This window comes from Jejuibacter sp. L23 (assembly GCF_050815825.1).
Taxonomy (GTDB): Bacteria; Pseudomonadota; Gammaproteobacteria; order Enterobacterales; family Enterobacteriaceae; genus Jejubacter; species Jejubacter calystegiae.
In genome coordinates this window covers 2,051,943-2,075,451 of the sequence record NZ_CP138199.1, presented here as the reverse complement: position 1 = coordinate 2,075,451, position 23,509 = coordinate 2,051,943, and the positions used below count along the sequence as shown (strand labels likewise).

Sequence of the window (23,509 nt, the reverse complement as noted above, 5' to 3'; positions counted from 1 at the left end):
TTCGCGTTATGCGGTACGGCGGGCAAAATCCCGGGGCCGGAAGCCCAGCAGCGCCAGCGTGGCGAAGTAAGCCACAACCCCCACCAGCACCACCGCCATCAGACGCGCCAGTCGATACGGCATGCCCCCCTGCGACCACTCCGGCATCACATACAGCATCCCTACCAGCGCCGCCGCCATCACCACCACAGCAATCACCAGACGCACCAGGAAACGCATCCAGCCCGGCTGTGGCGTGAAAATATCCTGTTTACGCAACTGCCAGTAAAGCAGGCTGGCGTTCAGACAAGCCGCCAGACCGATAGAGAGCGCCAGACCGGCATGCTTCAACGGGCCGATAAACGCCAGGTTCATCAGTTGGGTCATAATCAGGGTCACAATCGCAATCTTCACCGGGGTTTTAATGTCCTGGCGCGAATAGAAGCCCGGCGCCAGCACCTTCACCACGATCAACCCCATCAAGCCTACCGCATAGGCCACCAGCGCCCTCTGGGTCATCGCGGCATCGAAGGCGCTGAATTTACCGTACTGAAACAGCGATACGGTCAGCGGTTTAGCCAGCACGCCAAGCGCCACGGCACTGGGCAGCGCCAGCAGAAAACAGAGACGCAGCCCCCAGTCCATCAGGCGGCAGTATTCATCATGATTACCGCTGGCGAAGCTTTTCGAGAGCGACGGCAGCAGAATGGTGCCCAATGCCACGCCCAGCACGCCGGAAGGAAACTCCATCAGGCGATCGGCATAGTACATCCAGGAGACCGAACCGGAGACCAGAAACGAAGCGAAAATGGTGTTGATAATAAGCGAGATCTGGCTGACCGAAACGCCGAGGATTGCGGGCCCCATCTGTTTCACCACCCGCAGCGCCCCGGCGTTTTTAAAGCTCACGCGCGGCAGCACCAGCATGCCAATTTTTTTCAGATGTGGCAGCTGGTAAAACAGCTGTAGCACACCGCCGACGGTGACCGCCCAGCCCAATGCCAGTACCGGAGGATTAAAGTAAGGCGCGGCAAACAGCGCAAAACCAATCATGCTGATATTCAGCAGCGTGGGAGCAAAGGCCGGCACCGAAAAGCGGTTCCAGGTATTGAGAATGGCCCCCACCAGCGATGCCAGCGAGATCAACAGGATATAAGGAAAGGTAATCCGCAGCAGCTGGCTGGTGAGGTTAAATTTATCCGCCGTATCGGCAAAGCCCGGCGCCGTAATCATAATCACCCAGGGCGCCGCCAGCATTCCGGCGATGGTGACCACCGCCAGCGCCAGGGTCAACAGCCCGGAGACATAGGCGATAAACAGCCGGGTCGCCTCTTCACCCTCTTTGCTCTTGTATTCCGCAAGGATAGGCACAAAGGCCTGGGAGAAGGCCCCTTCGGCAAAGATCCGCCGTAACAGGTTGGGAAGTTTAAACGCCACAAAGAAGGCGTCTGTCGCCATCCCTGCGCCAAAGGCGCGCGCCACAATGGCATCGCGTGCAAAACCCAGCACGCGTGAAAACATGGTCATAGAGCTGACTGCCGCCAGCGATTTTAATAAATTCATGGATCCCTTGTTCCATAGACAACGCGGGCGCCTGTAATACAGGCGCCGGTCTGATTAGGAAGCGCTTAGTCTACCCGAGCTAAAATGAATTACTACCGGGAGTTGTTACCGTTGGTTATTCGCTGACGGCCTCGCGCCACAGCTGCTCCACCACGCGCTGGGCACGTAACGCCTCTTCGCCCGAGGTTTCCGGAACCGTCTGATTTGCCACACAATCGATAAAATGGCGGGCGCAGCCCGCAAAACCGCGTTGCTCAAGGGTACTCTGCCAGCCAGGCACCGGCAGGGTCACTACGCCTGCGCCCCGCTCTTCACGCCACTCGCGCATATCGGTTACCTCAAGCCAACCGCCGTCGGTCACCATCTGTACCTGCTCGCGCTGGCTACCAGCCCGGCGATGCATGCAGGTGGTGACCTGGAGCTGAGAACGCTGGAAGTGATGCTCGGCCCACAGCATCTGCCCTTCATCATTGGTACAGATAGCACCGCTGGATAGCCTGGCATCCCCCCCGGCCAGCCACAACGCGGTATCCACCAGATGCAGATAGTCATCGAGCAGGGTAAAGCGCAGATCGCCAGGGCCGATGCTGTCGGCACGATGTTTATCCATGCGCAACGAGGCCCGTTCGCCGGTTGTCGCCTTCAGAGCCTGGTAGCGCGGCGCAAAGCGACGGTTGAAACCGACCATCAGCGACAGCCGCTGCTGGCTGGCCTGCGCCACCAGCTTTTCGGCATCGCGCAGATTTTCCGCCAGCGGTTTATCCACGCAGACGTGGACTCCGGCGCTGAGCAGTTCGCTGACCACCGCGTAATGGCTGGCGGTAGCGCTGTGAACAAAGACCGCATCGCACTGCGCAGCCAGCGCCGACAGCGATGAGAAATAGTCGATACGATACGTCTGGCAAACCGGTAGCGCCCGTTCGCGGGTGGGCGAAAACGCCCCCACCAGTTGCCAGTCACTGGCGGCGGCCAGCACCGGCAGCCAGGCCTTTTGCGCGATGCTCCCCAGCCCCACCACCCCAATACGTAGCTGCCTCATCGCTTAGTCTCCCAGGTGCGCCAGCAGAGAATCGAGACGCGCTTTAAGCTCCGCCACTTCCTGCTCCAGCTGTTCCACACGCTGCGTCAGACCAGGAGCACTGGCCTGCGGTTCAGCGATTTCCGGCTCCGCTGCCGCCACTTCACCGCAGAACAGATGCATATAGCGGCTTTCGCGTTTGCCCGCCTCCCGGGGCAAACGTGCCACAAAGGGGCCGTCATCGCGCTGAGCCAGTCTTTCCAGGGTATTTTCCAGTTCCGTCATATCGGCGAACTCATGCATTCGGGCACAGCGGCTACGCAGCTCACCCGGCGTCTGAGCGCCGCGCAGCAACAGCGTCGTCACCAGCGCCACCTCCGCCGTGGAAAGTTTCAGATCGCCAAAGGCCGAATTGCAAAAACGCTGCTCATATTTGGTCACCCGACTGCCGAAACCGCTTTGGGTGCTGACGTAGTGGCGTTTGACCAGCTCATCCAGGGTCTCCTGGACGTCAATGTTGGAAAGGTTCATCACCGGATCGCGGTTGGTTTTCTGATTACAGGCAACGACAACGCCATTAAGGGACATAGGGTATTGATCCGGGGTGGTGACCTGCTTTTCCAACAGGCAGCCAATCAGACGGGCCTGAAGCGGGCTGAACTGATACTTCATCTTCTCTCCTTTGAGCAAGCTTTAGCGGCCGGGGACCCATGATGGGGTCGTCAGCGCCGTTAGCACGTGATCGCGCCAGACGCCGTTAATCAACAGATAGTCGTGGGCATAGCCCTCTTTTTTGAATCCCAACCGGGCGAGCAGCGCGCCACTGCGCTGATTGTGAGGCATGTAGTTAGCCATAATACGATGAATATGCTGGGTGCGCTGCATATAACGAATGGCGGAGGTCAGCGCCTCGAACATGATCCCCTGCCCCTGCCATTTCTCACCCAGCGAATAGCCCAGATAGCAGGCATGGAACGAGCCGCGCACCACATTAGAGAAGTTAGCCACGCCGCGGATCTCATGTTCGTCGGGATCCAGCAGGGCAAAATAGAAGGCGCTGCCCTGACGGTGCAGCTCTTCGATCATCGCTAAACGCGGCTGCCAGCCTGAAGGATAACAGTGACTTTCATCGCGCACCGGCTCCCAGGGCTTAAGAAACTGGCGATTTTCCGCGTAATAGTCGGCCAGTCGCCATGCGTCTCTGGCATGGACCAGCCGCACAACCAGACGCTCTGTCGTGAGTCGCGCTTTCGGGACATGACTACGGTAGCCAAACATCTTATTCCCTGTCTCCTTATCTCTTATGTTCGTCGCTTTGGTCATCCGGCTCAGATTCTCTTACTATAAACGTCCGGTAACCCGCGTGAAAACAGCAACATGCCCTTTTTTGCGTTCGCTCTCCCTTTGCGTCATTCAGGCGTTCAACCAGGCATCGTGCAGTTGCTGAAGATCGATCTTCTTCATCGGGTACAGCGCTTGCATCACCTGATACGCTTTATGCTGCTGGCGCCCGTCCAGCAGCATCGGCAGCTCCCGCGGCAGAATCTGCCAACACTGACCGAAGGCATCGCGCAGCCAACCGCAGGCGATCTCCTGTCCCCCCTCGCCCAGAATCCGCCACAGCCTGTCGATCTCATTCTGGCTGTCACACCAGACGCACAGCGAAAAGGCGCTGGACAGCACAAAATCGTGGGAATGATCGTTTTCCTGTAACAGGAAAGGCTGGCCACACAGCAGAAAGCGCGACTGCTGGAGCGTACCGTCCGGATTGAGGATCGCCTCCTCCCTCTCACAGGGGGCCAGGGCGTTTCCCCAGGCGGCAATCGCCTCATTTCCCCGACCATATAGCGCATCGCAGAACATCATTCCGGGCGCTATCTCATCACGATCCGCCAGCCGTAGCTGCCAGTTAAGGCCGAAGGGATCCGCCAGCCAGCCAAAACAGTCGCTGAACGGGTAGCTGTCCAGCGCCATCAGTTCGCTTCCGCCTTCGCTTAGCGCCGCCCACAGTCGCTCAAGCCGCTCGCGAGAGCTGCAGTCGACACGCAGAAACTGGGCAGGGGAAAACGGCATTTTCGCATCGCCGTTAAGCGCCAGGAGCTCACAGTCCCAGAGACTAAAATCGACGGTCATCACCGTTCCCCGGGGGAGATGACGATCGTCCGGGTAGTAGTTACGCATCCGCTCATGGCCGTTTTCAAACGCCTGTAGCCAGAAACTGACCGCCTCCTGCGCCCGTTCCTGTAGCCACAGACAGGGAACTATTTTGTTCATCTTTCCCCTCCTCGCCAGCCTAACCATTACTATAGTGCATGGCGGATGGCCAAACAGACGCAAATCAATCCGCCAGCCCTCATCGTCCTCTGCCCGCCGGGGAGTTTTCAGTTTTTTCTGCTGGTTATCTTCCCGCTGGTGCAGGATGCTGCTTTGTGTCAGGATCTGAGGATCCGGCATGCAAAAGAGGAATGCTATGAAAAAGTTTGTAATGGCCGCGGCGCTGGTGATTGGCGGCCTGCTGGCAGGATGTAACCAGCTCACGTCTTATACTATCAGCGAACAGGAGATTAACCAGGCGCTGGCGAAGCGCAATGATTTCTCCAAAGATATTGGTGTGCCCGGCGTGGCCGATGCCCATATCGTACTGACCAATCTGGCCAGCCAGATTGGCCGTGAAGAACCCAATAAGGTCACCCTGACCGGGGATGCCCAGTTGGATATGAGTTCGCTGTTCGGTAATCAGAAAGCCACCATGAAGCTTACCCTGAAAGCGCAACCCTTCTTCAATGCGGAACAGGGCGCTATTTACCTGCGTGAAATGGAAGTGGTGGACACGACCATCGAACCGAAAAAGATGGAGTCGGTACTCCAGACTATCGTTCCCTATCTGAATCAGTCGCTGCGTAGCTACTTTAACCAGAAACCGGCCTACGTTTTGCGCGAAGACAACAGTAAAGGCGAAGCCATGGCGAAGAAATACGCCAAAGGCATTGAAGTGAAACCCGGCGAGATAATCATCCCCTTCACGGATTAATCCTCCCCCGCCCCCCCGGAAAATTTTACGCCGGGGGGTGCAAAGGAAAACGTTTCCGCTTATCCTTAGTGCCCGGCATAATCAGGCCCCACCCGACCGATTCCCTTTAGCCGGAGCACCTCCATGACCGAACAGATCCAGGTTTTAAAAATCCGCCGCCCCGATGACTGGCACCTTCACCTGCGCGATGGCGAAATGCTGCAGACCGTGGTTCCCTGGACCAGCGCCACCTTTGGCCGGGCGATTGTGATGCCCAACCTGGTCCCGCCGGTAACCACGGTAGAAGCCGCCCAGGCCTATCGCCAGCGCATTCTGGACGCCGTTCCCGCCAATCACCACTTTGAGCCGCTGATGACCTGCTATCTGACCGATTCCCTCGATCCGGATGAGCTGGAGCGCGGTATGAAAGCGGGCGTCTTTACCGCAGCCAAACTCTACCCGGCCAACGCGACCACCAACTCCAGCCACGGCGTCACCAGCATTGATGCCATTATGCCGGTACTGGAGCGGATGGAAAAAATCGGTATGCCTCTGTTGGTACACGGTGAAGTCACCCATGCCGATATCGATATTTTCGACCGTGAAGCGCGCTTTATTGAAACCGTGATGGAACCGCTGCGCCAGCGTCTGCCCGGCCTGAAAGTGGTGTTCGAGCATATCACTACCCAGGAAGCAGCCTGGTATGTACGCGACGGCAACGAGCGGCTGGCGGCCACCATTACGCCTCAGCATCTGATGTTTAACCGTAATCATATGCTGGTCGGCGGCGTGCGCCCGCACCTCTACTGCCTGCCGATCCTCAAGCGCAACGTGCATCAACAGGCTCTGCGCGAGCTGGTCGCCAGCGGCTGCGATCGCGTCTTCCTGGGGACTGACTCCGCGCCACATCCCCGCCACCGTAAAGAGGCCTGCTGCGGCTGCGCAGGCTGTTTTAACGCCCCGGCAGCTATGGGCGCCTACGCCACGGTGTTTGAAGAGCTGGACGCGCTGGCGCATCTGGAAGCCTTCTGTTCGCTCAATGGCCCACGCTTCTATGGGTTGCCGGTCAATGAAGAGACCATTGAACTGGTGCGTGAACCGCAACAGATGCCGGAAAGTATTGCCCTTAGCGATGATGCTTTAATCCCTTTCCTGGCGGGTGAGACCCTGGCCTGGTCGGTTAAACGCTAACGGCTGACGATAATCGTCATTCCCCTGTTGCAAGTCGTACGGCTTAACTGTATATATATACAGCATCACCAACAGGGGATTTTTTTATGCGTATTGAAGTGACCATTGCCAGGACCACGGTGTTGCCGCCCGGCGCTCTCGACGCGCTTAGCGGCGAATTCTCGCGTCGTATTGAAAATGCCTTTCCCGAAAGCCCGGGGCAGATTCTGGTGCGCTATGCCGCCAGCAATAATCTCTCCGTCATTGGCGGCTCGTCGGATGATAAAGAACGCATTCGCGACATTCTGCAGGAAACCTGGGAAAGCGCCGACGACTGGTTTTACTCCGCCTGACGCCCCTCTCTTTCTTTGTGCTATTTTGCCGGGATTCGCCGCCCGGCTTTTTTCCCTCCGTTACGTTTCTTAAGAATACTCTCTGAAATTTTAATCCCATTCCCATCGAAACGATGATTTATTGCTCGTATTAATCAAAAAAAGCGCAATCAGTAATCTTAATTTTTATTCAGACTGCAGTACTGGTTGTTTTTTGATATAATGATACTGCTTCACGAATAAAATATGCATTGATCCTCACAGTCCGTTGCTACAAACACGTATTAAGGGGGTATCATGGAAAAAAATAACGAAGTAATTCAGACTCATCCCCTTGTCGGATGGGATATCAGCACCGTAGACAGTTACGATGCTCTGATGTTACGCCTGCACTACCTGACCGCGAATCAAGCTCAGCCGGACGAAACTGAAGTTGGCCAGACCCTTTGGTTAACCACCGATGTTGCCCGCCAGTTTATTTCTATTCTCGAGGCGGGAATAGCCAAAATCGAATCGGGGGAATACCCGGTGAATGACCATCTTAAGCACTAAATCAAAAATAAATCATTGCAAGGCGCCGACACGGCGCCTTTTTTATTTTTCGGGCTTGTGTGTTATCAACAGGTTAATTACCCTGCAGTGATAGCACCACAATAGAGAGAGCAGCATGGATTACGATTTAATCATCGTCGGGAGCGGTTCGACAGGCGCCGCCGCTGGCTGGTACGCCACCCGTGCCGGTCTGCGGGTCTTAATGACGGACAGCGCCCATCCTCCCCATGACGAAGGCAGCCATCACGGCGCCACCCGCCTGATTCGCCACGCTTACGGCGAAGGCGAAAAGTACCTGCCGCTGGTCCTGCGGGCCCAGGAGCTGTGGGATGAGTTACATAAAGAGAGCGGCGAGCGCATCTTCGCTCGTACCGGGGTGCTGAATCTGGGCCCTGCCAGCTCCGATTTTATGCATAACGTCGAGCAGAGTGCAGCACAGTGGAAGCTGCCGCTGGAAAAGCTTGATGCTCAGGCATTAGTAACCCGCTGGCCGCAGGTTGCCGTACCGGACGACTATCTGGGACTGTTCGAACCCAACTCAGGCGTGCTGTACTGCGAAACGGCGATTACGGCCTGGATTCGCCTTGCCCGTGAGGCGGGATGTGCTCAGCTCTTTAACTGCCCGGTCACGGAGATACGCCGCTGTGAGGGTGGCGTTGAAGTGGAAACTATCGACGGCACATACAGCGCCCCCAGAATACTGATTAGCGCTGGTACCTGGGTTAAACGTCTGGTGCCCAATCTGCCCGTCACGCCAGTACGTAAAATCTTCGCCTGGCACCAGGCCGATGGCCGCTACAGCGCAGAAAATCACTTCCCGGCCTTTACCGGCGAGCTGCCCAATGGCGATCAGTTCTACGGCTTCCCCGCCGAAAATAACGAACTGAAAATCGGTAAACACAACGGCGGACAGCTTATCGACTCGCCTGACCAGCGTCAGCCGTTCGGTGCCCTGCCCGGCGACGGCAGCGAGGTATTCAGCTTTCTGCGCCAGATTCTTCCCGGCGTGGGCGTCTGTCTGCACGGCGCAGCCTGTACTTACGATAACTCCCCGGACGAGGATTTTATCATCGACAGGCTACCGGATATGCCGGAAGCCATGGTGATTACCGGTTTGAGCGGACACGGCTTTAAGTTCGCCAGCGTACTGGGCGAGATCGCCTGCGATTTTGCCCGCGGTAACCCATCGCCCTTCGATCTCACCCCTTTCCGACTTAGCCGCTTTAGCTGACCCCCTCTGCCGGCTTATTGACTGGCCGGCAGATTCTCTGCCTGACGTTCCAGCTTCTGCACCAGGCGATGCGCCTCTTCTTCACTCCCCACCGCAGGCGCCGACCCGTGCAGCGGCTTACGCGCGGTTTCACGCATAAAGAAAGCGGTGATCACCCCGATAACGCCAGCCCCCATCAGATACCAGGCCGGAATCATCACGTTACCGGTCTTTTCCACCAGCCAGCTGGTCAGCAGCGGCGTGGTGCCGCCAAACAGCGAGACCGACAGGTTAAAGCCAATGGCCAGCGCGCTGTAACGCACTTCGGTGGTAAATAGCGCAGGCAGAGTGGCCGGCATGGTGCCGCTAAAGCAGGTGTGCAGTACGCCCAGGATCACCAGCCCCAGGAAGATGGCCGACATCGAGCCGCTACCAATCAGCCACAGCGCCGGAATCGCCAGCACGATAAGGCCGATGGCGCCGCACATAATCACCGGACGACGGCCAAGCCTGTCATTCCAGTACCCCGAAGCCAGGGTCAGCGGCATCATAATAAACATGACCACCATCACCAGCATCAGGCCGCTCAGCTCGCTCATTCCCAGCACGCTGGTCAGATAGCTGGGCATGTATGACGTCAACATATAGTTAGAGACGTTAAACACCAGCACCAGGCCAACACATCTCAGCATCTGGATGCGGTAACGTGACAGCATCTCCCACAGACCAATCTGCGGTTTGCTGTGCTCCAGCGCCTCCTGTTTTTCCATATGCTTCTGGAAGGCCGGCGTCTCTTCAAGCTTCAGACGGATGTAGAGCCCGAACAGCCCCAACGGCCCGGCGATAAAGAATGGAATACGCCAGCCCCAGCTCATAAGCTGCTGCTGGGTCAACAGCGCGGTCATGCCAGTGACCAGTATCGCCCCCAGCAGATAGCCAGACAGCGTACCAAACTCCAGCCAACTGCCCATAAAACCACGCCGCTTATCGGTGGAGTATTCCGCAATAAAAGTCGCCGCACCGCCGTATTCACCGCCGGTAGAGAACCCCTGAACCAGACGCGCCACCAGCAACAGCAGCGGTGCCGCAATCCCTATCTGGTCGTAACCGGGGATCAGGCCGATACAGAAGGTCCCTATCGCCATCATGATCATGGTGAAAGCCAGTACCTTCTGGCGACCAATACGATCCCCCAGCGGTCCAAATACCATGCCGCCCAGCGGACGAACCAGGAAGGCGGCGGCAAAAGCGCCAAAGGTGGCAATAAGCTGAACCGCCGGGCTGCCGCCGGGAAAGAAGACCTTACCGATGGTGACGGCCAGGAAACTGTAAACGCCAAAATCAAACCACTCCATGGCGTTACCCAGGGCAGCGGCGCCAACGGCGCGCTTAAGCATCTGCTGATCGACAATCGTAATATCATCGACCGATAGCGTTTTCTTCTGACGCTTGCGCCAGAAACTATGGCGCTGGGCCTGTTGTTTTTCCGAATGATTACTCATGAATATCCCTCAGATAATGACCTGATTATGCTGACGGCATCATAGCTTTCTCGTCCTTGTTGCGCGTGGTACTCCGCCAACAGGCGCCACGCAGGGTGTGAAAGCTATAACGCAGAGAAAAATCGGGGGGCTATCTGTAGCATGCCGCCCGACTTACATAACTTTAATTTACACAAAAATCTAACTGCAATCAAATTTGCGACTTTTATCACTACCATTTGCGACATATTGCAGCAATAAACATCAATAAGATGACGTTTTTATAGTGAAAAACACCAATAAAATTACAGTACGGGATAGCGCTATGGTGAATAATACAACTATCCATAAGGTGATTTACCATCGGTGATAATGGAAAAGAGTATCACCCGGGTTGCTTATTTAACCCTGAAATAGCGTATGAGATTGACACTTATTGACAAACAATAGCATATCATCTTTTTCAGAAAAATTATTTGATGATTCAAAAAATTAGAATAAATTGTTATTTTTCATTGCAGTACATCTCATCACCATTGATAGCACACCATTAATTCTGCATTATTGATAATAAATGGCATTTCTTTTTCATATTTTTTGAATATCATAAAAATACTATTCCCTGACGTTATTTTTTTGTTGCAGATAGTAATTTTCCAGGACACATTTAGCGCTACCGATAATTATTTTGGCAATTCTGATATGCAATGGCGTAATTCACCATCGCGCTACGGGCATCTTGCGCTCCTGTTCCACTGGCTGGTGGCGTTAACGGTCTATGGCATGTTTGGCTTAGGTCTGTGGATGGTCACGCTGGGTTATTACGACGGCTGGTACCATAAGGCGCCTGAACTGCATAAAAGTATCGGCATTATGCTGCTGCTGGTTATGCTGGCCCGCGTAGTCTGGCGCTGGATATCACCACCGCCTCCCCCACTTGACAGTTATTCGCGCTTTACCCGCGTTAGTGCGGCGGTGGCGCACCTGCTGCTCTATCTTGGTCTGTTCGCCATTATCTTTACTGGCTATCTGATCTCTACCGCCGATGGTAAGCCCATTAACGTTTTCGGCTGGTTTGAGGTTCCCGCCACGCTGAGCGGCGCGGGCGAGCAGGCCGATCTGGCAGGAGATATTCACCTGTGGCTCGCCTGGGGCGTGGTATTACTCTCCCTCGCTCATGGGCTGGCCGCATTAAAGCACCACTTAATTGATAAAGACGTTACGCTCTGGCGCATGCTGGGCAAAACGTCACGTTAACTATGGAGTGAAATGATGAAAAAATGCCTGCTGGGACTGACCCTTGGCGCCATGATGTTCACCAGCGCCCCGGCGCTGGCCGCGGACTACAAGATCGATAAAGAGGGGCAGCACGCCTTTATCAACTTCCGAATCCAGCACCTTGGCTACAGCTGGCTGTACGGAACCTTTAAAGACTTCGACGGCGGCTTTACCTTCGATGAAAAGAACCCTGCCGCCGATAAAGTGAATGTTACCATCAATACCAATAGCCTGGACACCAACCACGCCGAACGCGATAAGCATCTGCGCAGCGCCGATTTCCTGAACACAGGGAAATTCCCGCAGGCCACTTTCACCTCAACGGAAGTGAAGAAAGATGGCGACGAACTGGACATCACCGGTAATCTGACGCTGAACGGCGTCACTAAGCCGGTAACCCTGGAAGCAAAACTGCTGGGCCAGGGGGACGATCCCTGGGGCGGCTATCGCGCAGGCTTTGAAGCGGAAGGGAAAATTCGCCTGAAAGACTTCAATATCACCAAAGATCTGGGTCCGGCCTCTCAGGAAGTGGATCTGATTATCTCCGTGGAAGGGGTTCGTCAGTAATTCCCCAGCCCCGCCGGGCGGCGGGGCGATTTCCTTAGTCGGGATCGGGAATACCGGTCAGGGTATTCAGCCGTCCGCGCGACTTGTTAAAGATCTTCATTCCATTTTCACGCTTTGCCCGACGCTGGCGTTGCTCTTCCGGCGACAGTTGCAGTTCATCACGACAGAGTTCGCTGCAGCAGCCCTGATACTGCTCCGCACAGCGAGGACACTGAATAAACAGCAGGTGACAGCCGTCGTTTTTACAGTTGGTGTGGCTGTCACAGGGGGTACCACACTGGTGGCAATGGGCGATAACATCTTCAGTAATCCGCTCACCAAGACGTTCATCGAACACAAAGTTCTTACCCACAAAACGCACCGGCAACCCCTGTTCCCTGGCCCGACGCGCATATTCAATAATGCCGCCCTCAATATGATACACCTGCTTAAAGCCGTTATGCCGCATCCAGGCGCTGGCCTTTTCACAGCGAATACCGCCGGTGCAGTACATCACAATCTTTTTCTCGCGGTGAGGCTCCATCATCTCTACCGCTTTCGGTAGCTGTTCGCGGAAAGTATCGGCCGGGATCTCCAGCGCCCGCTCAAAGTGACCGACTTCGTACTCATAGTGATTACGCATATCGATAAACAGCGCGTCGGGATCGTCCAGCATGGCGTTAACGCCGTCGGCGGTCAGGTACTCACCCACGTTCGAAGGATCGAAGTTGGGATCCTCAATACCATCCGCCACGATGCGCTCGCGCACCTTCATGCGCAGCACCCAGAACGATTTGCCGTCATCGTCCAGCGCGATATTCAGACGCAGGCCGTCCAGCGCTGGGTGAAAACCGTACAGCGTCTGGCGCAAGGACTCCACCCGGCTCTGGGGCACGCTGATTTGCGCATTGATACCCTCATGGGCCAGATAGACCCGACCAAAGACCTTAAGGGCCGTCAGCGCCTGATACAGCGCATCACGGGTCGCTTTGGGATCGTCGATAGTAAAATATTTATAGAACGAGATGGTGATGCGCGGTTCGCTTTCAGCCAGCATGCGCGCTTTCAACTCCTCGTTACTGATTCGGTTATGTAACACTGGCATGGTGTTTTTTCCTGCAATCGGTAAACGCTTATCTGTGGCGCGGCATCATATAGCAACAGCGGCCAATTTACATCCACACATTTTACGCTACATTCTGCACACAATATGATGCCGCCTGCGCCAAATATGGCGAGAGTTCAGCCACCCGGTGCTTGCGGTTTTGGCGGTGACACAAATAAATGTCACAATATAGCTCTTCGTGGCGTTGCCATTAGTTGATGGAATTTTCATGACTCATTTACCACAATTTTCCCGCGCCCTGCTGCACCCCCGATACTGGCTCACCTGGTTGGGTATCGGCGTACTCTGGCTGGTGGTACTGCTTCCCTACCCGGTTATCTGGCGTATCGGCCGTCTGCTCGGCTGGCTGTCGATGAAGTTGATTAAACGTCGGGCGCAGATTGCCCATCGTAACCTTGAGCTGTGCTTCCCCGAGATGTCGGAAGCAGAGCGCCAGCGCCTGGTACGGCAGAATTTCGAATCCGTGGGTATGGGGGTTCTGGAAACGGGTATGGCCTGGTTCTGGCCTGACTGGCGTATCGCCCGCTGGTCAGAGGTTTCAGGCATGGGGCCAGTAAAAGAGCTACACGCCCGGAAAAAAGGCATTTTGCTGATCGGAGTTCACTTTCTGACCCTGGAGTTAGGAGCCCGGATGTTTGGCATGCAGGAGCCGGGCATTGGCGTCTATCGTCCCAACGATAACCCGGTGCTCGACTGGTTACAGACCTGGGGGCGAATGCGCTCCAACAAAGACATGATCGACCGAAAAGACCTGAAAGGGATGATCAGGGCGCTGAAAGGCGGTGAGGTGGTCTGGTATGCCCCGGATCATGACTACGGCCCACGTACCAGCGTCTTCGTGCCTTTCTTCGCGGTGGATCAGGCCGCCACGACTTCTGGCACCTGGATGCTGGCCCGCACCTCTAAGGCCTGTATCGTCCCCTTTGTGCCGCGCCGCAAGCCGAACGGCAAAGGCTATGAGCTGATTATGCTGGAGCCGGAAAACGATCCGCCGCTGGAAAGCGCGGAAGCCACCGCAGCCTGGATGAACAAGGTGGTCGAGCGCTGCATTATGATGGCTCCCGACCAATATATGTGGTTACACCGCCGCTTTAAGACCCGCCCGGAAGGGGTTCCTTCCCGCTATTAGTCATATCCTGCGCCCGGGGCACTCCCGGGCGCCTGAATCCCACGTCGATCTAAACCTGCTAATTTTTTTTCCACGATATTTTCTGCTGCGCCACAGTTCGTCTATTCTTTCCAGAAATCAGGTCAACTCAGGGAGCACGCTATGTCAATGTACACCACGCTTGAAGAAGCCATCGACGCCGCACGCGAAGAGTTTATTGCCACCAACGGTGAAGATACCCCCGTCCAGCAACTGGCCCTGCAGAAATATATTCTGCAGGATGGCGACGTTATGTGGCTGGCCGAATTCTTCGCTACCGAAGAGGAAGAGGGAGAATGCCTGCCGCTGTTTAGCGCAGAGGCGGCCCAGGAGGTCTTCGATGGTGACTATGAAGATATTGAAATCGAAGAGGAGTGGCAGGAAGAGAACACCCTGCATGAATGGGACGAGGGCGAGTTCCAGCTCGAACCGCCGCTGGATACCGAAGAGGGGGAAGCCGCGGCGGACGAGTGGGACGAGCGCTGAGTGACGGTTTATCGCGTTTAGCCGGGGCAGATAATGATTCTGCCCGCCTCAATGGTCACCTTAACCGGACAGCCGATTTCAAACCCGGCTTCACCCAGCCGGCAGCCTTTCAGATGCAGGCTGGGGCGGCGGTCGTAGTAAGTTGTTTTGCAGGTCAGGCTATTTTCGTGACGCGGGCTGATATATCCGACGGTCAGGTTGCGTTGCGTTTTGGAAATAGCGGGGCGTGGCTTATGATGGGTATCAGCCATAATCAACTCCTTGTTAGTTGGTTGTGGTTAGCGGCCTGTCAGTGTTCGTGCACTGGCGGGTCGCGTCTGTATAAGTCTCTATAATTAATTGTGTTTTGCTGTTTTTCTCCTCTCATGAATAAAAATCGCTGCCGATATTTTACCCTGTAATAAATCACAGTGGTGGCCTGAATATTTTATTGCTGAACCTGTCTTGCAATAATTCTGTATGTTTTCAGTATTATTTCATTGACGGGGAATATTATTACTGCGGTGCTGTTTTCAGGCGGAATATGTCACGCTGATGAAGGTTCCGTTCACTTTAAGGTTATTTTTTATATGTCAGTTTCGGAACCGGTGAATCAACAGAGAAGCAGTCGCGCAAAGTGAACGGAACAGCCCACTACCGCCCCATATTCCGCCTCTTTTATTCTGAAACAGAGCATCAATGATATTGACTACCAGGCGCCGGAGCTGCCTGTCACCCTCACCCCGGCCCTCTCCCTGGAAGGGAGAGGGAGTATTCCCCTGACCCGTTCACCGGAAGGGAGAAAGAAATTACTCGTAAGGCCCGTGATGGCTATCTATCGGCAGCAACAGGGTATCGAAGACCAGCGAAAACGGCAGGTCAAGCACCGTCACATAGCGCCACGGCGAGTCGCGCAAATCCCACTGTACACCGGGGTAGTACTGATTTCCGTTGCCCTGCCCCGGTATCGTACGGCTGATAATACTGCCGCAGCCGCTCAAAAGCAGAGCGGCAATAATGACAAAGATAATTCTCAACGGCTATCCTCTTTAGACGTCCGCGCCCGTCCCGGGCAAAAAAAAAGCCGGCGTTACCGCCGGCATATTCCTTATCACTGAGCCTTAAGCGTCTCAGGATTTAACGTTACCGACTGATAAAGCTGCACCCAGGAAGAGTAGCGATCCGGGTTCGCCCAGACGCGATAGTGCATCCGCGTCATGGTCACCGGGTCGCTCAGCAGCACCAGGCGACGGTCGCGGTTCAGCTTGTCAGGTGTTTCATTAAGCGCCTGCTCTACGTGGCGATCCCGGGCAATTTCCAGTACCTGGCTGGCACGGTGACGGGCCGTCGCCATGGCGCAGGAGAGTGCATTCAGGGCCGGGTTAAACACCGCGTGGATAAAGCCGTCATCCAGCACCCGCGAGCGATTGAGCGCCAGATACTTTTCGGTATCCACCAACACCTGCGGCGGGGAATACTCTTCCGGGATCAGGAACAGCTTCCAGCGTTTGGTGCGCAGTCCGATGGTCGCCCGGCTGGAGAGCACCGATACAAACGGCGACAAAATCAGCGAGAAGACAATTGGCGCCAGCCAGAACAGGAAACGCAGGTCGAGCCACGCCATGCCGGCAGCCCATACCAGACCCAGCAGCAACTGAGAGCCGTGACGCATAAAGGCTTCGCCCCAGGGGGTGGAGTCATCGTCACGCTGCGGCGAATTCCAGACCACTTCCCAACCCAGGAAAGCGCTGACCACGAATACGGTGTGGAACAGCATGCGCACCGGCGCCAGCAGCACGGAGAACAGCACTTCGAGCAACAGCGACAGCGTTACGCGAATAAAGCCGCCAAACTCCTTCGAGCCCTTGCACCAGATCAGGATAACGCTCAGCAGCTTCGGCAGGAACAGCAACACCATAGTCGAGGCAAACAGCGCAATCGCCAGTTCCGGACGCCACTGGGGCCAGACCGGGAACAACTGTCGCGGTTGCAGGAAGTATTGCGGCTCAGTCAGGGCGTGCACCACCTGAAGCGCGGTGGAGAGCGCCAGGAACATAAACCACAGCGGCGCCGACAGATAGGACATAACCCCCGTCAGGAACACCGCACGATGCACCGGGTGCATCCCCTTCACCAGGAACAGGCGGAAGTTCATCAGGTTGCCGTGACACCAGCGGCGATCGCGTTTCAGTTCGTCCAGCAGGTTCGGCGGTAGCTCCTCATAGGAGCCCGGCAGATCGTAGGCTATCCACACGCCCCAGCCTGCACGGCGCATCAGCGCGGCTTCCACAAAGTCGTGCGACAGAATCGATCCTGCAAAAGAACCCTCGCCCGGCAGCGGCGCCAGCGCGCAGTGCTCGATAAAGGGTTTGACGCGGATAATGGCGTTATGGCCCCAGTAGTGGGACTCACCGAGCTGCCAGAAGTGCAGACCGGCGGTAAACAGCGGACCATAAACCCGGGTGGCGAACTGTTGGCAGCGCGCGTAGAGAGTATCCATCCCGGATGCGCGCGGGGCGGACTGAATAATCCCGGCGTTGGGGTTGGCTTCCATCAGACGCACCAGCTGCGTCAGACACTCGCCGGTCATCACCGAGTCGGCGTCCAGCACCACCATATAGCTGTACTGGCTGCCCCAGCGGCGACAGAAATCGTCGATGTTGCCGCTCTTGCGCTTCATACGGCGACGGCGGCGACGATAGAAGATCTGCCCTTCACCCTGCACTTCGGCAATCAGCTCCATCCAGGCCTTCTGTTCGGCCACGCAGATGTCGGGGTCGTAGCTATCGCTCAGAATGTAGATATCGAAATGCTTATGCTGCCCGGTCGCCTTAACCGACTCCCAGGTGGCACGCAGCCCGGCAAAGACGCGGCTGACGTCCTCATTACAGATAGGCATGACCAGCGCAGTGCGGTGTTCGGGATTAAGCGCTTCGTCCCCCACCGTCGAGGCTGAAATACTGTATTTATCCTTGCCAATCAGCAACTGCAGGAAGCCCATCAGCGCGGTCCAGAACCCGGCCGAAACCCAACAGAACAGAATGGCGAACAGAATCAGGATGCCGCTCTGCAGGACGTAAGGCAGCAGTTGCATAAAGGAGATCCACAGATCCTGCCCCACCATATCGGCGGGGTTGATCAGCGCCCAGCCCTGATAAGGAAGGATAGTCTTCATGTACCAGGTGGCAACGGCGGTCTGGGACAGCGTCAGCAGCAGCAGGATGTAACGACGGATGGTGCCGACGGTACGCCACTTCTGCTCATTGGCCTGCTCCTCTTTGGACATCGCATGATGGCGCGGCGACAGATTACGCCCAAGCAGGCGATCCCAGAAGCGGCCGATCGGGTTGGTACGCCAGGGTTCGGGCACCATGGATGAACGCTTAATCTTCGGCATAGCCTGTAGCTCGGCGCGCCCTTCGGCATCATCAACGAGCTGCCCGTTGCCGACGGAATCCGGCCACTGATGCTCCAGACGGGCTCTGACCGAGCCCAGGGGAGAATCATCCTCACGCGGATAGCGATGCGCTTCGGCGTCCAGCGCCTGGTGCACCTCACGCACGTCCGTTGTGGGCAGCCGGGCCTGCTGCTCCGCAGGCAGACCAAGCGCCTCCACATAGTCTTGTGTCGTCAGTTTATTCATTGGCGGGTAGCTGGTAGCTCCAGGTTTCACTCAGGGTCTTATCACCGTTAACCAGCGCAGCGCGCATATCGGTGGTCTTCTTCTCGTCTTTTACCTTCACGCGCAGCGTCAAACGCCAGCCTTTAGTGACCGGGTTGTAGCGCACGTTGTTTTCGACGATTTCACCATTGTCGCCAATGCTGGCCTGAGCGGTAATCGGGGTATCCGCCGCCATTTTCTTCATCTCTTCGCCGGTGAAGTCCACCACGAAGGCCACGGTACCGTCAGGCTGGCGAATCAGATTAGCCTGCTTCACATCACCGGTAGAGCGGCGGGTCTGCTGCACCCAGGCAATCTTCGGATCGTGCAGTTTGCCTTCATCGCGGGTCATCAGAATGGAGTACTTGTAGTTCATCTCCTTACCCGGCTCCGGCAGTTGCTCCGGCGTCCAGAAGGCGACAACGTTATCGTTGGTTTCGTCGTTGGTCGGAATTTCGACCAGCTCTATCCGACCTTTACCCCAGTTGCCTTCCGGCTGAACCCAGGCGCTGGGACGCAGATCGTAACGATCGTCCAGATCCTCATAGCGGGAGAAGTCGCGGGTGCGCTGCAGCAGACCAAAGCCTTTCGGGTTTTCGGTGCTGTAGGTACTGACCGCCAGACGTTTCGGGTTATTCAGCGGACGCCAGATCCACTCATCATTACCGGCATGGATCGACAGACCGTCGGAATCATGCATTTCCGGGCGATAGTTGGTGGTCGGCGATGGCTGGTTAGCCCCGAACAGGAACATACTGGTCAGCGGCGCTACGCCCAGTTTGCCGACCTTGTCGCGCAGGTAGATCTTGGCCTGCACATCGATTTTACTCTCTTCGCCCGGACGAATAATAAAGCGATAGGCGCCGGTGGCGCGCGGAGAATCCAGCAGCGCGTAGACCACCAGCCAGTTGGCTTTCGGCTGCGGCCGCTCGATCCAGAATTCGCGGAAACGCGGGAACTCTTCGCCGGAAGGCAGAGCGGTATCGATGGCCAGGCCGCGGGCGGAAAGACCATACACCTGGCCTTTGCCGATAACGCGGAAGTAGCTGGCCCCGAGCATGCTGACAATTTCGTCGTTCTTATCTTTGCTGTTGATCGGGTAGAGCACTTTAAAGCCCGCGAAGCCAAGATCCTTAACGGTGTCTTTGTCGTGCTTCACGTTACCGAACGTGAAGTAATCCGGGTTGTACTTGATCTTGTTCACGGCCGTGGCGGTCACTTCGTTGATCGTCACCGGCGTGTCGAAGTACATCCCCTGATGATAGAATTCGAGCTTGAATGGGGTCTTAAGCTTATTCCAATACGCTTTATCGTGATTGAACTGGATCTGCTGGTAGTCCGCATACTTCATGTCGCGGAACGCGGAAGGCAGGTTGCTTTTTGGCGCCTCGTAGCTTTTACCTGCCAGAGACTTAGCCTGTTTCGCAACGTCATCAATAGAAAAAGCCCATACCGAATTGGCATACAGGGACAACATTACAGCAGCACCCAACCAGCGCAGTTTCTTCATTTCTGGTTTATTTTTCATAAAAGTCAGCACATCCCCCTTTGTGTGCTAATGTCAATCCAATCCATTCTAATGGATACTTCAACTTTCCGACAACCATATCCCCATCAGGTTCATACTGGCGGTTCAGGGTTTAAGCGAATATAAGTCAAGTGATTACGCTTTCCGTGCTTCTCCTGGAGACAGTCAGGCTGCGTTAGTGTAGGGTTAGCAGCCAAATGTAATCCGTAGTCGTCTTAAGGATAAGGCGAAAAGTCTTATATTACTCAGGAGTGTTATGAGCAACCCACCGGCACAACGCGAATTTTTCCTTGATTCGATCAGGGCCTGGCTGATGTTACTGGGGATTCCGTTTCATGTCTCCCTCCTCTATTCAAGCCACCAGTGGCATGTTAACAGCGCAGAGGCCTCTGACTGGCTCACTCTGTTTAACGATTTTATCCATGCCTTCCGCATGCAAGTTTTCTTTGTTATCTCGGGTTATTTTTCCTGGATGCTCTATCTGCGCTACAGCCCCGGTCACTGGTGGAAAGTGCGGGTCGAACGTGTGGGCATTCCGATGTTAACCGCCATTCCGCTGCTAACCCTGCCGCAATTTTTGATGTTGCAATTTGTCGGCGCCAGAGAGCCAAACTGGTCACAGCTTAGCGGTTACCAAAAATATAATACGCTGGTCTGGGAATTGATTTCGCACCTTTGGTTTTTGCTGGTGCTGACGATATTAACCACGATTGGTCTTATTCTGTTTCAAAAAATGAAACAGGCGCCAGTCAGAGAGAGAAACTTCTCGCTACTGTCGCTGAGCGTTATTTTCCTGGGATTAGGGATCGGCTGGGCGGCGCTACGCCGTTTGCTACTAATCCTCTGGCCGCCTGTCCTCAGCGACGGGCTGTTTAACTTCGCGGTGATGCAGACGCTGATGTATCTGCCGTTCTTTATCCTGGGCGCCGTCGCCTTTAAGTATCCGACGCTGAAAGCCCGCTTTATCACCCCCTCCCCGGCCTGCTATGTCGGTTCACTGCTGGCCTTTATCGCCTATGTGGCTAACCAGCACTACGGCAGCGGCGAAGGCTGGATGTATGAAAGAGAAGCGGTAATCACCATGCTGATGGGGCTGTGGATGACCAATGTGGTGTTCTCGCTGGGACACCGGCTGCTGAACTTCCACTCGCCGCGGGTCACCTACTTTGTTAACGCCTCGCTGTTTATTTACCTGGTGCATCATCCGCTAACGCTGTTTTTCGGCGCTTATATCATGCCGCATATCCGCTCCAATACTCTGGGGTTTGTGGTGGGTCTGGCCTTTGTGATGGTAATTGCGACCCTGCTCTACGAGCTGCACCTGAGAGTGCCGCTTCTGCGCTTCCTGTTTTCAGGAAAACCGCAGAAAAAGAAAGCGGAGCCCGCCACCAGTGGCGCCCGCTAAAACCCAAAACGCCCGGTTCAGCGCCGGGCGTTTTTGATTACAGCAGCCATTCCACCGGCAGCCGGGCGGTGATCCGCACCACCAAACGCTTCCAGAAGCTGGTCTGCGGCTCTTTACGCCAGACCACTTCCCGCTCGCCCTCCTGCTCCACCCAGTTGATACGCCCGCGCCTGTCCAGACGTAGCTCCCAGGCGCTGTGGCGGCGGCTGCGGATAAAACGCTCATGGCCCAGTTTCGCCAGGGTTTCGCACTCAATGACAAATCCCATTTCGGTATTGAGCAGCGCCGAGCGCGGATCAAAGTTAAAGGAGCCGATAAACACCTTTTCGCCATCCACGCTAAAGGTTTTGGCGTGCAGGCTGGATCCCGAGTTCCCGGTCAGCCCCCGGTCGTGGGGCGTGGCGCGCCCGGAATGCTGCTGAGGCTTTAGCTCATACAGCGCCACGCCGTGGCGCAGCAGCTTTTTGCGCCAGCGTGCATAGCCCGCATGCACCATGGCCACATCGTTGGCCGCCAGCGAATTGGTCAGAATAGCGATTCTGACCCCCTTGCGAACCAGGGTCAGCAGATGCGCCACCCCGGAGCGGGTGGGCACAAAATAGGGAGAGATAATATCGAACTGCTCGCGCGGTTCTCCCACCACCCGCATCAGGCGTACGCCCAGCAGGCCGCGTAGCCGTACTTTCCCTTCGCCTTTACGCGGATCGTCGCTGAGCAGCCGGGTCTTCGCCCACAGCATATTCAACTCGCCGGACTCCAGCTGCGCCACAAAACGGCTGGTGCGCAGCCGTTCCAGATAGCGCTGCGCCATCGGGTTTTCAAGCCAGTCCGGAGGCAGTTGCACGCGGCGTGAAATTTCGCCTTCGTTCACCTCCAGCACCCGGGAAAGCGGCGCTACCGCGGCCGATTCCCAGTAGCGCTGGAAATCGTCGCACACATCAGCCACCACCGGCCCGGTGGCCATCACGTCGAGATCGGTAAACAGCGGCTGGTCGCCAGCGCCAAAATAGGCGTCGCCTATATTGCGTCCGCCGACGATGCTCACTTCGCCATCCACCGTAAAACTCTTGTTATGCATCCGCCGGTTCAGGCGGGCAAAATCGGTGAGATAGCCCAAAAAGCGCAGCCTGCGAAACGAGAAGGGATTAAACAGCCGGACGTCAATATTCGGGTGGGCATCCAGCAGCATCAGAATGCCGTCCATCCCTGGGGTATTATTGTCATCCAGCAGGATACGCACCCGCACGCCGCGGCTCGCCGCCGCCAGCAGCGCCCCGAACAGCAGGCGCCCGGACATATCGTCCTCCCAGATATAGTACTGGACATCCAGGGTCCGCTCCGCCACCCCAGCCAGGGTGTAGCGCGCGGCAAAGGCGTCCAGGCTGTTATCCAGCGGATGGATACCGCTCAGCCCTTCATGGCGGGCCGCCTCGGGCGCGACTGCGCGTCCAAGACGGGTGGCGTGATCGTCACTCGCTGGCGGTTTCTGCCAGCAGACGTTGGTAAAGTCGGGTATTTTCTTCGTCATAGCAGACGAAGTATACCTGCTCCGGTAGCGGATGTGTTCTGAGAAAATCGCTCACGGCACGCCATGCCACCTCTGCCGCCAGGGCCTTCGGATAACCGTATACGCCGGTGCTGATATTGGGGAAGGCCACGCTGCGCAGGCTGTTATCACTCACCAGTTGCAGGCTGTTGCGATAAGCGCTGGCCAGCAGTTCCGCCTCTCCCGCTTCACCGCCATGCCAGACCGGCCCCACGGCATGGACCACGGCGCTGGCTGGCAGTTTCCCGGCGCCGGTAATCACCGCCTGCCCGGTGGGGCATTCGCCATGACGCTGACGCACCTCGCGACACTCGGATAACAATTCCGGTCCGGCTGCGCGGTGAATGGCGCCATCCACGCCGCCACCGCCCATCAGCGATGAATTAGCCGCATTAACAATGGCCTCTGCGTTAACCTGTGTGATATCTCCCTGGATAATTTCAATTCGGTGCTGCATTGCGACCTCCTTTTATTCGGCGATGCCCAACAACG

The 23,509-nt window shown here is 56.1% G+C and carries 23 protein-coding genes; 10 read left to right on the top strand and 13 right to left on the bottom strand.

Features of this window, described 5'->3' with window-relative positions; all coding sequences use genetic code 11:
- Positions 1 to 6: 6 nt before the first annotated feature.
- From murJ to SCU88_RS09520, 5 genes are all read right to left on the bottom strand, one after another.
- On the bottom strand, positions 7 to 1,542 hold the full coding sequence (gene murJ / locus SCU88_RS09540; protein ID WP_138097029.1) for a murein biosynthesis integral membrane protein MurJ: 1,536 nt from the start codon (positions 1,540 to 1,542) through the stop codon (positions 7 to 9).
- Positions 1,543 to 1,657: 115 nt separating this feature from the next.
- Positions 1,658 to 2,581, bottom strand: coding sequence for a Gfo/Idh/MocA family oxidoreductase (locus SCU88_RS09535; protein ID WP_175339859.1), 924 nt, complete (start codon positions 2,579 to 2,581; stop codon positions 1,658 to 1,660).
- Positions 2,582 to 2,584: 3 nt separating this feature from the next.
- A complete protein-coding gene (locus tag SCU88_RS09530; RefSeq protein ID WP_175339858.1) occupies positions 2,585 to 3,232 on the bottom strand; it encodes a DUF480 domain-containing protein in 648 nt (215 codons plus the stop codon).
- Positions 3,233 to 3,253: 21 nt separating this feature from the next.
- On the bottom strand, positions 3,254 to 3,838 hold the full coding sequence (rimJ, locus tag SCU88_RS09525; protein ID WP_138097023.1) for a ribosomal protein S5-alanine N-acetyltransferase: 585 nt from the start codon (positions 3,836 to 3,838) through the stop codon (positions 3,254 to 3,256).
- Between the two features lie 135 nt (positions 3,839 to 3,973).
- Positions 3,974 to 4,834: a VOC family protein gene (locus SCU88_RS09520; protein WP_168198805.1), complete on the bottom strand. Its 861-nt coding sequence runs from the start codon at positions 4,832 to 4,834 to the stop codon at positions 3,974 to 3,976.
- 196 nt (positions 4,835 to 5,030) lie between these two features.
- Between SCU88_RS09520 and SCU88_RS09515 the strand changes: the two genes are divergently transcribed.
- From SCU88_RS09515 to solA, 5 genes are all read left to right on the top strand, one after another.
- Positions 5,031 to 5,591 carry a lipoprotein gene (locus tag SCU88_RS09515; RefSeq protein ID WP_138097019.1) on the top strand — a complete coding sequence of 187 codons (561 nt, stop codon included), beginning with the start codon at positions 5,031 to 5,033 and terminating at the stop codon, positions 5,589 to 5,591.
- A gap of 123 nt (positions 5,592 to 5,714) precedes the next feature.
- Complete coding sequence (pyrC, locus tag SCU88_RS09510; RefSeq protein ID WP_175339857.1) at positions 5,715 to 6,761, top strand: dihydroorotase; 1,047 nt, start codon at positions 5,715 to 5,717, stop codon at positions 6,759 to 6,761.
- An 86-nt stretch (positions 6,762 to 6,847) separates the two neighbouring features.
- Positions 6,848 to 7,093 carry a DNA damage-inducible protein I gene (dinI, locus tag SCU88_RS09505; protein ID WP_138097015.1) on the top strand — a complete coding sequence of 82 codons (246 nt, stop codon included), beginning with the start codon at positions 6,848 to 6,850 and terminating at the stop codon, positions 7,091 to 7,093.
- 276 nt (positions 7,094 to 7,369) lie between these two features.
- Complete coding sequence (bssS, locus tag SCU88_RS09500; protein WP_138097013.1) at positions 7,370 to 7,624, top strand: biofilm formation regulator BssS; 255 nt, start codon at positions 7,370 to 7,372, stop codon at positions 7,622 to 7,624.
- Positions 7,625 to 7,739: 115 nt separating this feature from the next.
- Positions 7,740 to 8,855, top strand: a complete 1,116-nt coding sequence (solA, locus tag SCU88_RS09495) for an N-methyl-L-tryptophan oxidase (protein ID WP_138097011.1) — start codon at positions 7,740 to 7,742, stop codon at positions 8,853 to 8,855.
- Positions 8,856 to 8,869: 14 nt separating this feature from the next.
- On the opposite strand, the gene proP is transcribed toward solA, so the two are convergent.
- Positions 8,870 to 10,336 (bottom strand): glycine betaine/L-proline transporter ProP, encoded by a 1,467-nt coding sequence (gene proP / locus SCU88_RS09490; protein WP_138097009.1) that lies wholly within the window; start codon positions 10,334 to 10,336, stop codon positions 8,870 to 8,872.
- A gap of 681 nt (positions 10,337 to 11,017) precedes the next feature.
- Here proP and SCU88_RS09485 point away from each other — a divergent pair.
- Positions 11,018 to 11,572, top strand: coding sequence for a cytochrome b/b6 domain-containing protein (locus SCU88_RS09485; protein ID WP_175339856.1), 555 nt, complete (start codon positions 11,018 to 11,020; stop codon positions 11,570 to 11,572).
- A 15-nt stretch (positions 11,573 to 11,587) separates the two neighbouring features.
- A complete protein-coding gene (locus SCU88_RS09480) occupies positions 11,588 to 12,160 on the top strand; it encodes a YceI family protein (protein ID WP_175339980.1) in 573 nt (190 codons plus the stop codon).
- A gap of 34 nt (positions 12,161 to 12,194) precedes the next feature.
- Here the strand turns inward: SCU88_RS09480 and SCU88_RS09475 are convergent, their stop codons facing one another.
- Entirely contained in the window at positions 12,195 to 13,244 is a 1,050-nt protein-coding gene (locus SCU88_RS09475; RefSeq protein WP_138097005.1) for a rhodanese-related sulfurtransferase, read from the bottom strand.
- Positions 13,245 to 13,473: 229 nt separating this feature from the next.
- On the opposite strand from SCU88_RS09475, the gene SCU88_RS09470 reads away from it, so the two are divergent.
- Together SCU88_RS09470 and SCU88_RS09465 are read left to right on the top strand one after the other, a co-directional pair.
- The gene (locus SCU88_RS09470) at positions 13,474 to 14,394 is read left to right on the top strand and encodes a Kdo(2)-lipid IV(A) acyltransferase (protein ID WP_138097003.1); all 921 of its coding nucleotides are present in this window, start codon (positions 13,474 to 13,476) and stop codon (positions 14,392 to 14,394) included.
- A 141-nt stretch (positions 14,395 to 14,535) separates the two neighbouring features.
- Positions 14,536 to 14,898, top strand: coding sequence for a MysB family protein (locus SCU88_RS09465; RefSeq protein WP_138097001.1), 363 nt, complete (start codon positions 14,536 to 14,538; stop codon positions 14,896 to 14,898).
- A 17-nt stretch (positions 14,899 to 14,915) separates the two neighbouring features.
- Here the strand turns inward: SCU88_RS09465 and SCU88_RS09460 are convergent, their stop codons facing one another.
- The 4 genes from SCU88_RS09460 to mdoG all read right to left on the bottom strand — a co-directional run bounded on the left by SCU88_RS09460 (position 14,916) and on the right by mdoG (position 20,048).
- A complete protein-coding gene (locus SCU88_RS09460; RefSeq protein WP_175339855.1) occupies positions 14,916 to 15,149 on the bottom strand; it encodes a SymE family type I addiction module toxin in 234 nt (77 codons plus the stop codon).
- 537 nt (positions 15,150 to 15,686) lie between these two features.
- Positions 15,687 to 15,914 (bottom strand): YceK/YidQ family lipoprotein, encoded by a 228-nt coding sequence (locus SCU88_RS09455; protein ID WP_138096999.1) that lies wholly within the window; start codon positions 15,912 to 15,914, stop codon positions 15,687 to 15,689.
- A 74-nt stretch (positions 15,915 to 15,988) separates the two neighbouring features.
- Positions 15,989 to 18,520, bottom strand: a complete 2,532-nt coding sequence (gene mdoH, locus SCU88_RS09450) for a glucans biosynthesis glucosyltransferase MdoH (protein ID WP_175339854.1) — start codon at positions 18,518 to 18,520, stop codon at positions 15,989 to 15,991.
- Complete coding sequence (mdoG, locus tag SCU88_RS09445) at positions 18,513 to 20,048, bottom strand: glucans biosynthesis protein MdoG (RefSeq protein WP_175339979.1); 1,536 nt, start codon at positions 20,046 to 20,048, stop codon at positions 18,513 to 18,515. Before mdoG ends, mdoH begins: the two co-directional genes overlap by 8 nt.
- 274 nt (positions 20,049 to 20,322) lie before the next feature.
- Here mdoG and mdoC point away from each other — a divergent pair, with 274 nt between their 5' ends.
- Positions 20,323 to 21,471 carry a glucans biosynthesis protein MdoC gene (mdoC, locus tag SCU88_RS09440; protein WP_138096995.1) on the top strand — a complete coding sequence of 383 codons (1,149 nt, stop codon included), beginning with the start codon at positions 20,323 to 20,325 and terminating at the stop codon, positions 21,469 to 21,471.
- Positions 21,472 to 21,508: 37 nt separating this feature from the next.
- Here mdoC and SCU88_RS09435 read toward each other — a convergent pair whose 3' ends face one another.
- Both SCU88_RS09435 and ymdB read right to left on the bottom strand, forming a co-directional pair.
- Entirely contained in the window at positions 21,509 to 22,999 is a 1,491-nt protein-coding gene (locus SCU88_RS09435; protein WP_175339853.1) for a phospholipase D-like domain-containing protein, read from the bottom strand.
- Positions 22,941 to 23,474, bottom strand: coding sequence for an O-acetyl-ADP-ribose deacetylase (ymdB, locus tag SCU88_RS09430; protein ID WP_175339852.1), 534 nt, complete (start codon positions 23,472 to 23,474; stop codon positions 22,941 to 22,943). Before ymdB ends, SCU88_RS09435 begins: the two co-directional genes overlap by 59 nt.
- Positions 23,475 to 23,509: the final 35 nt, after the last annotated feature.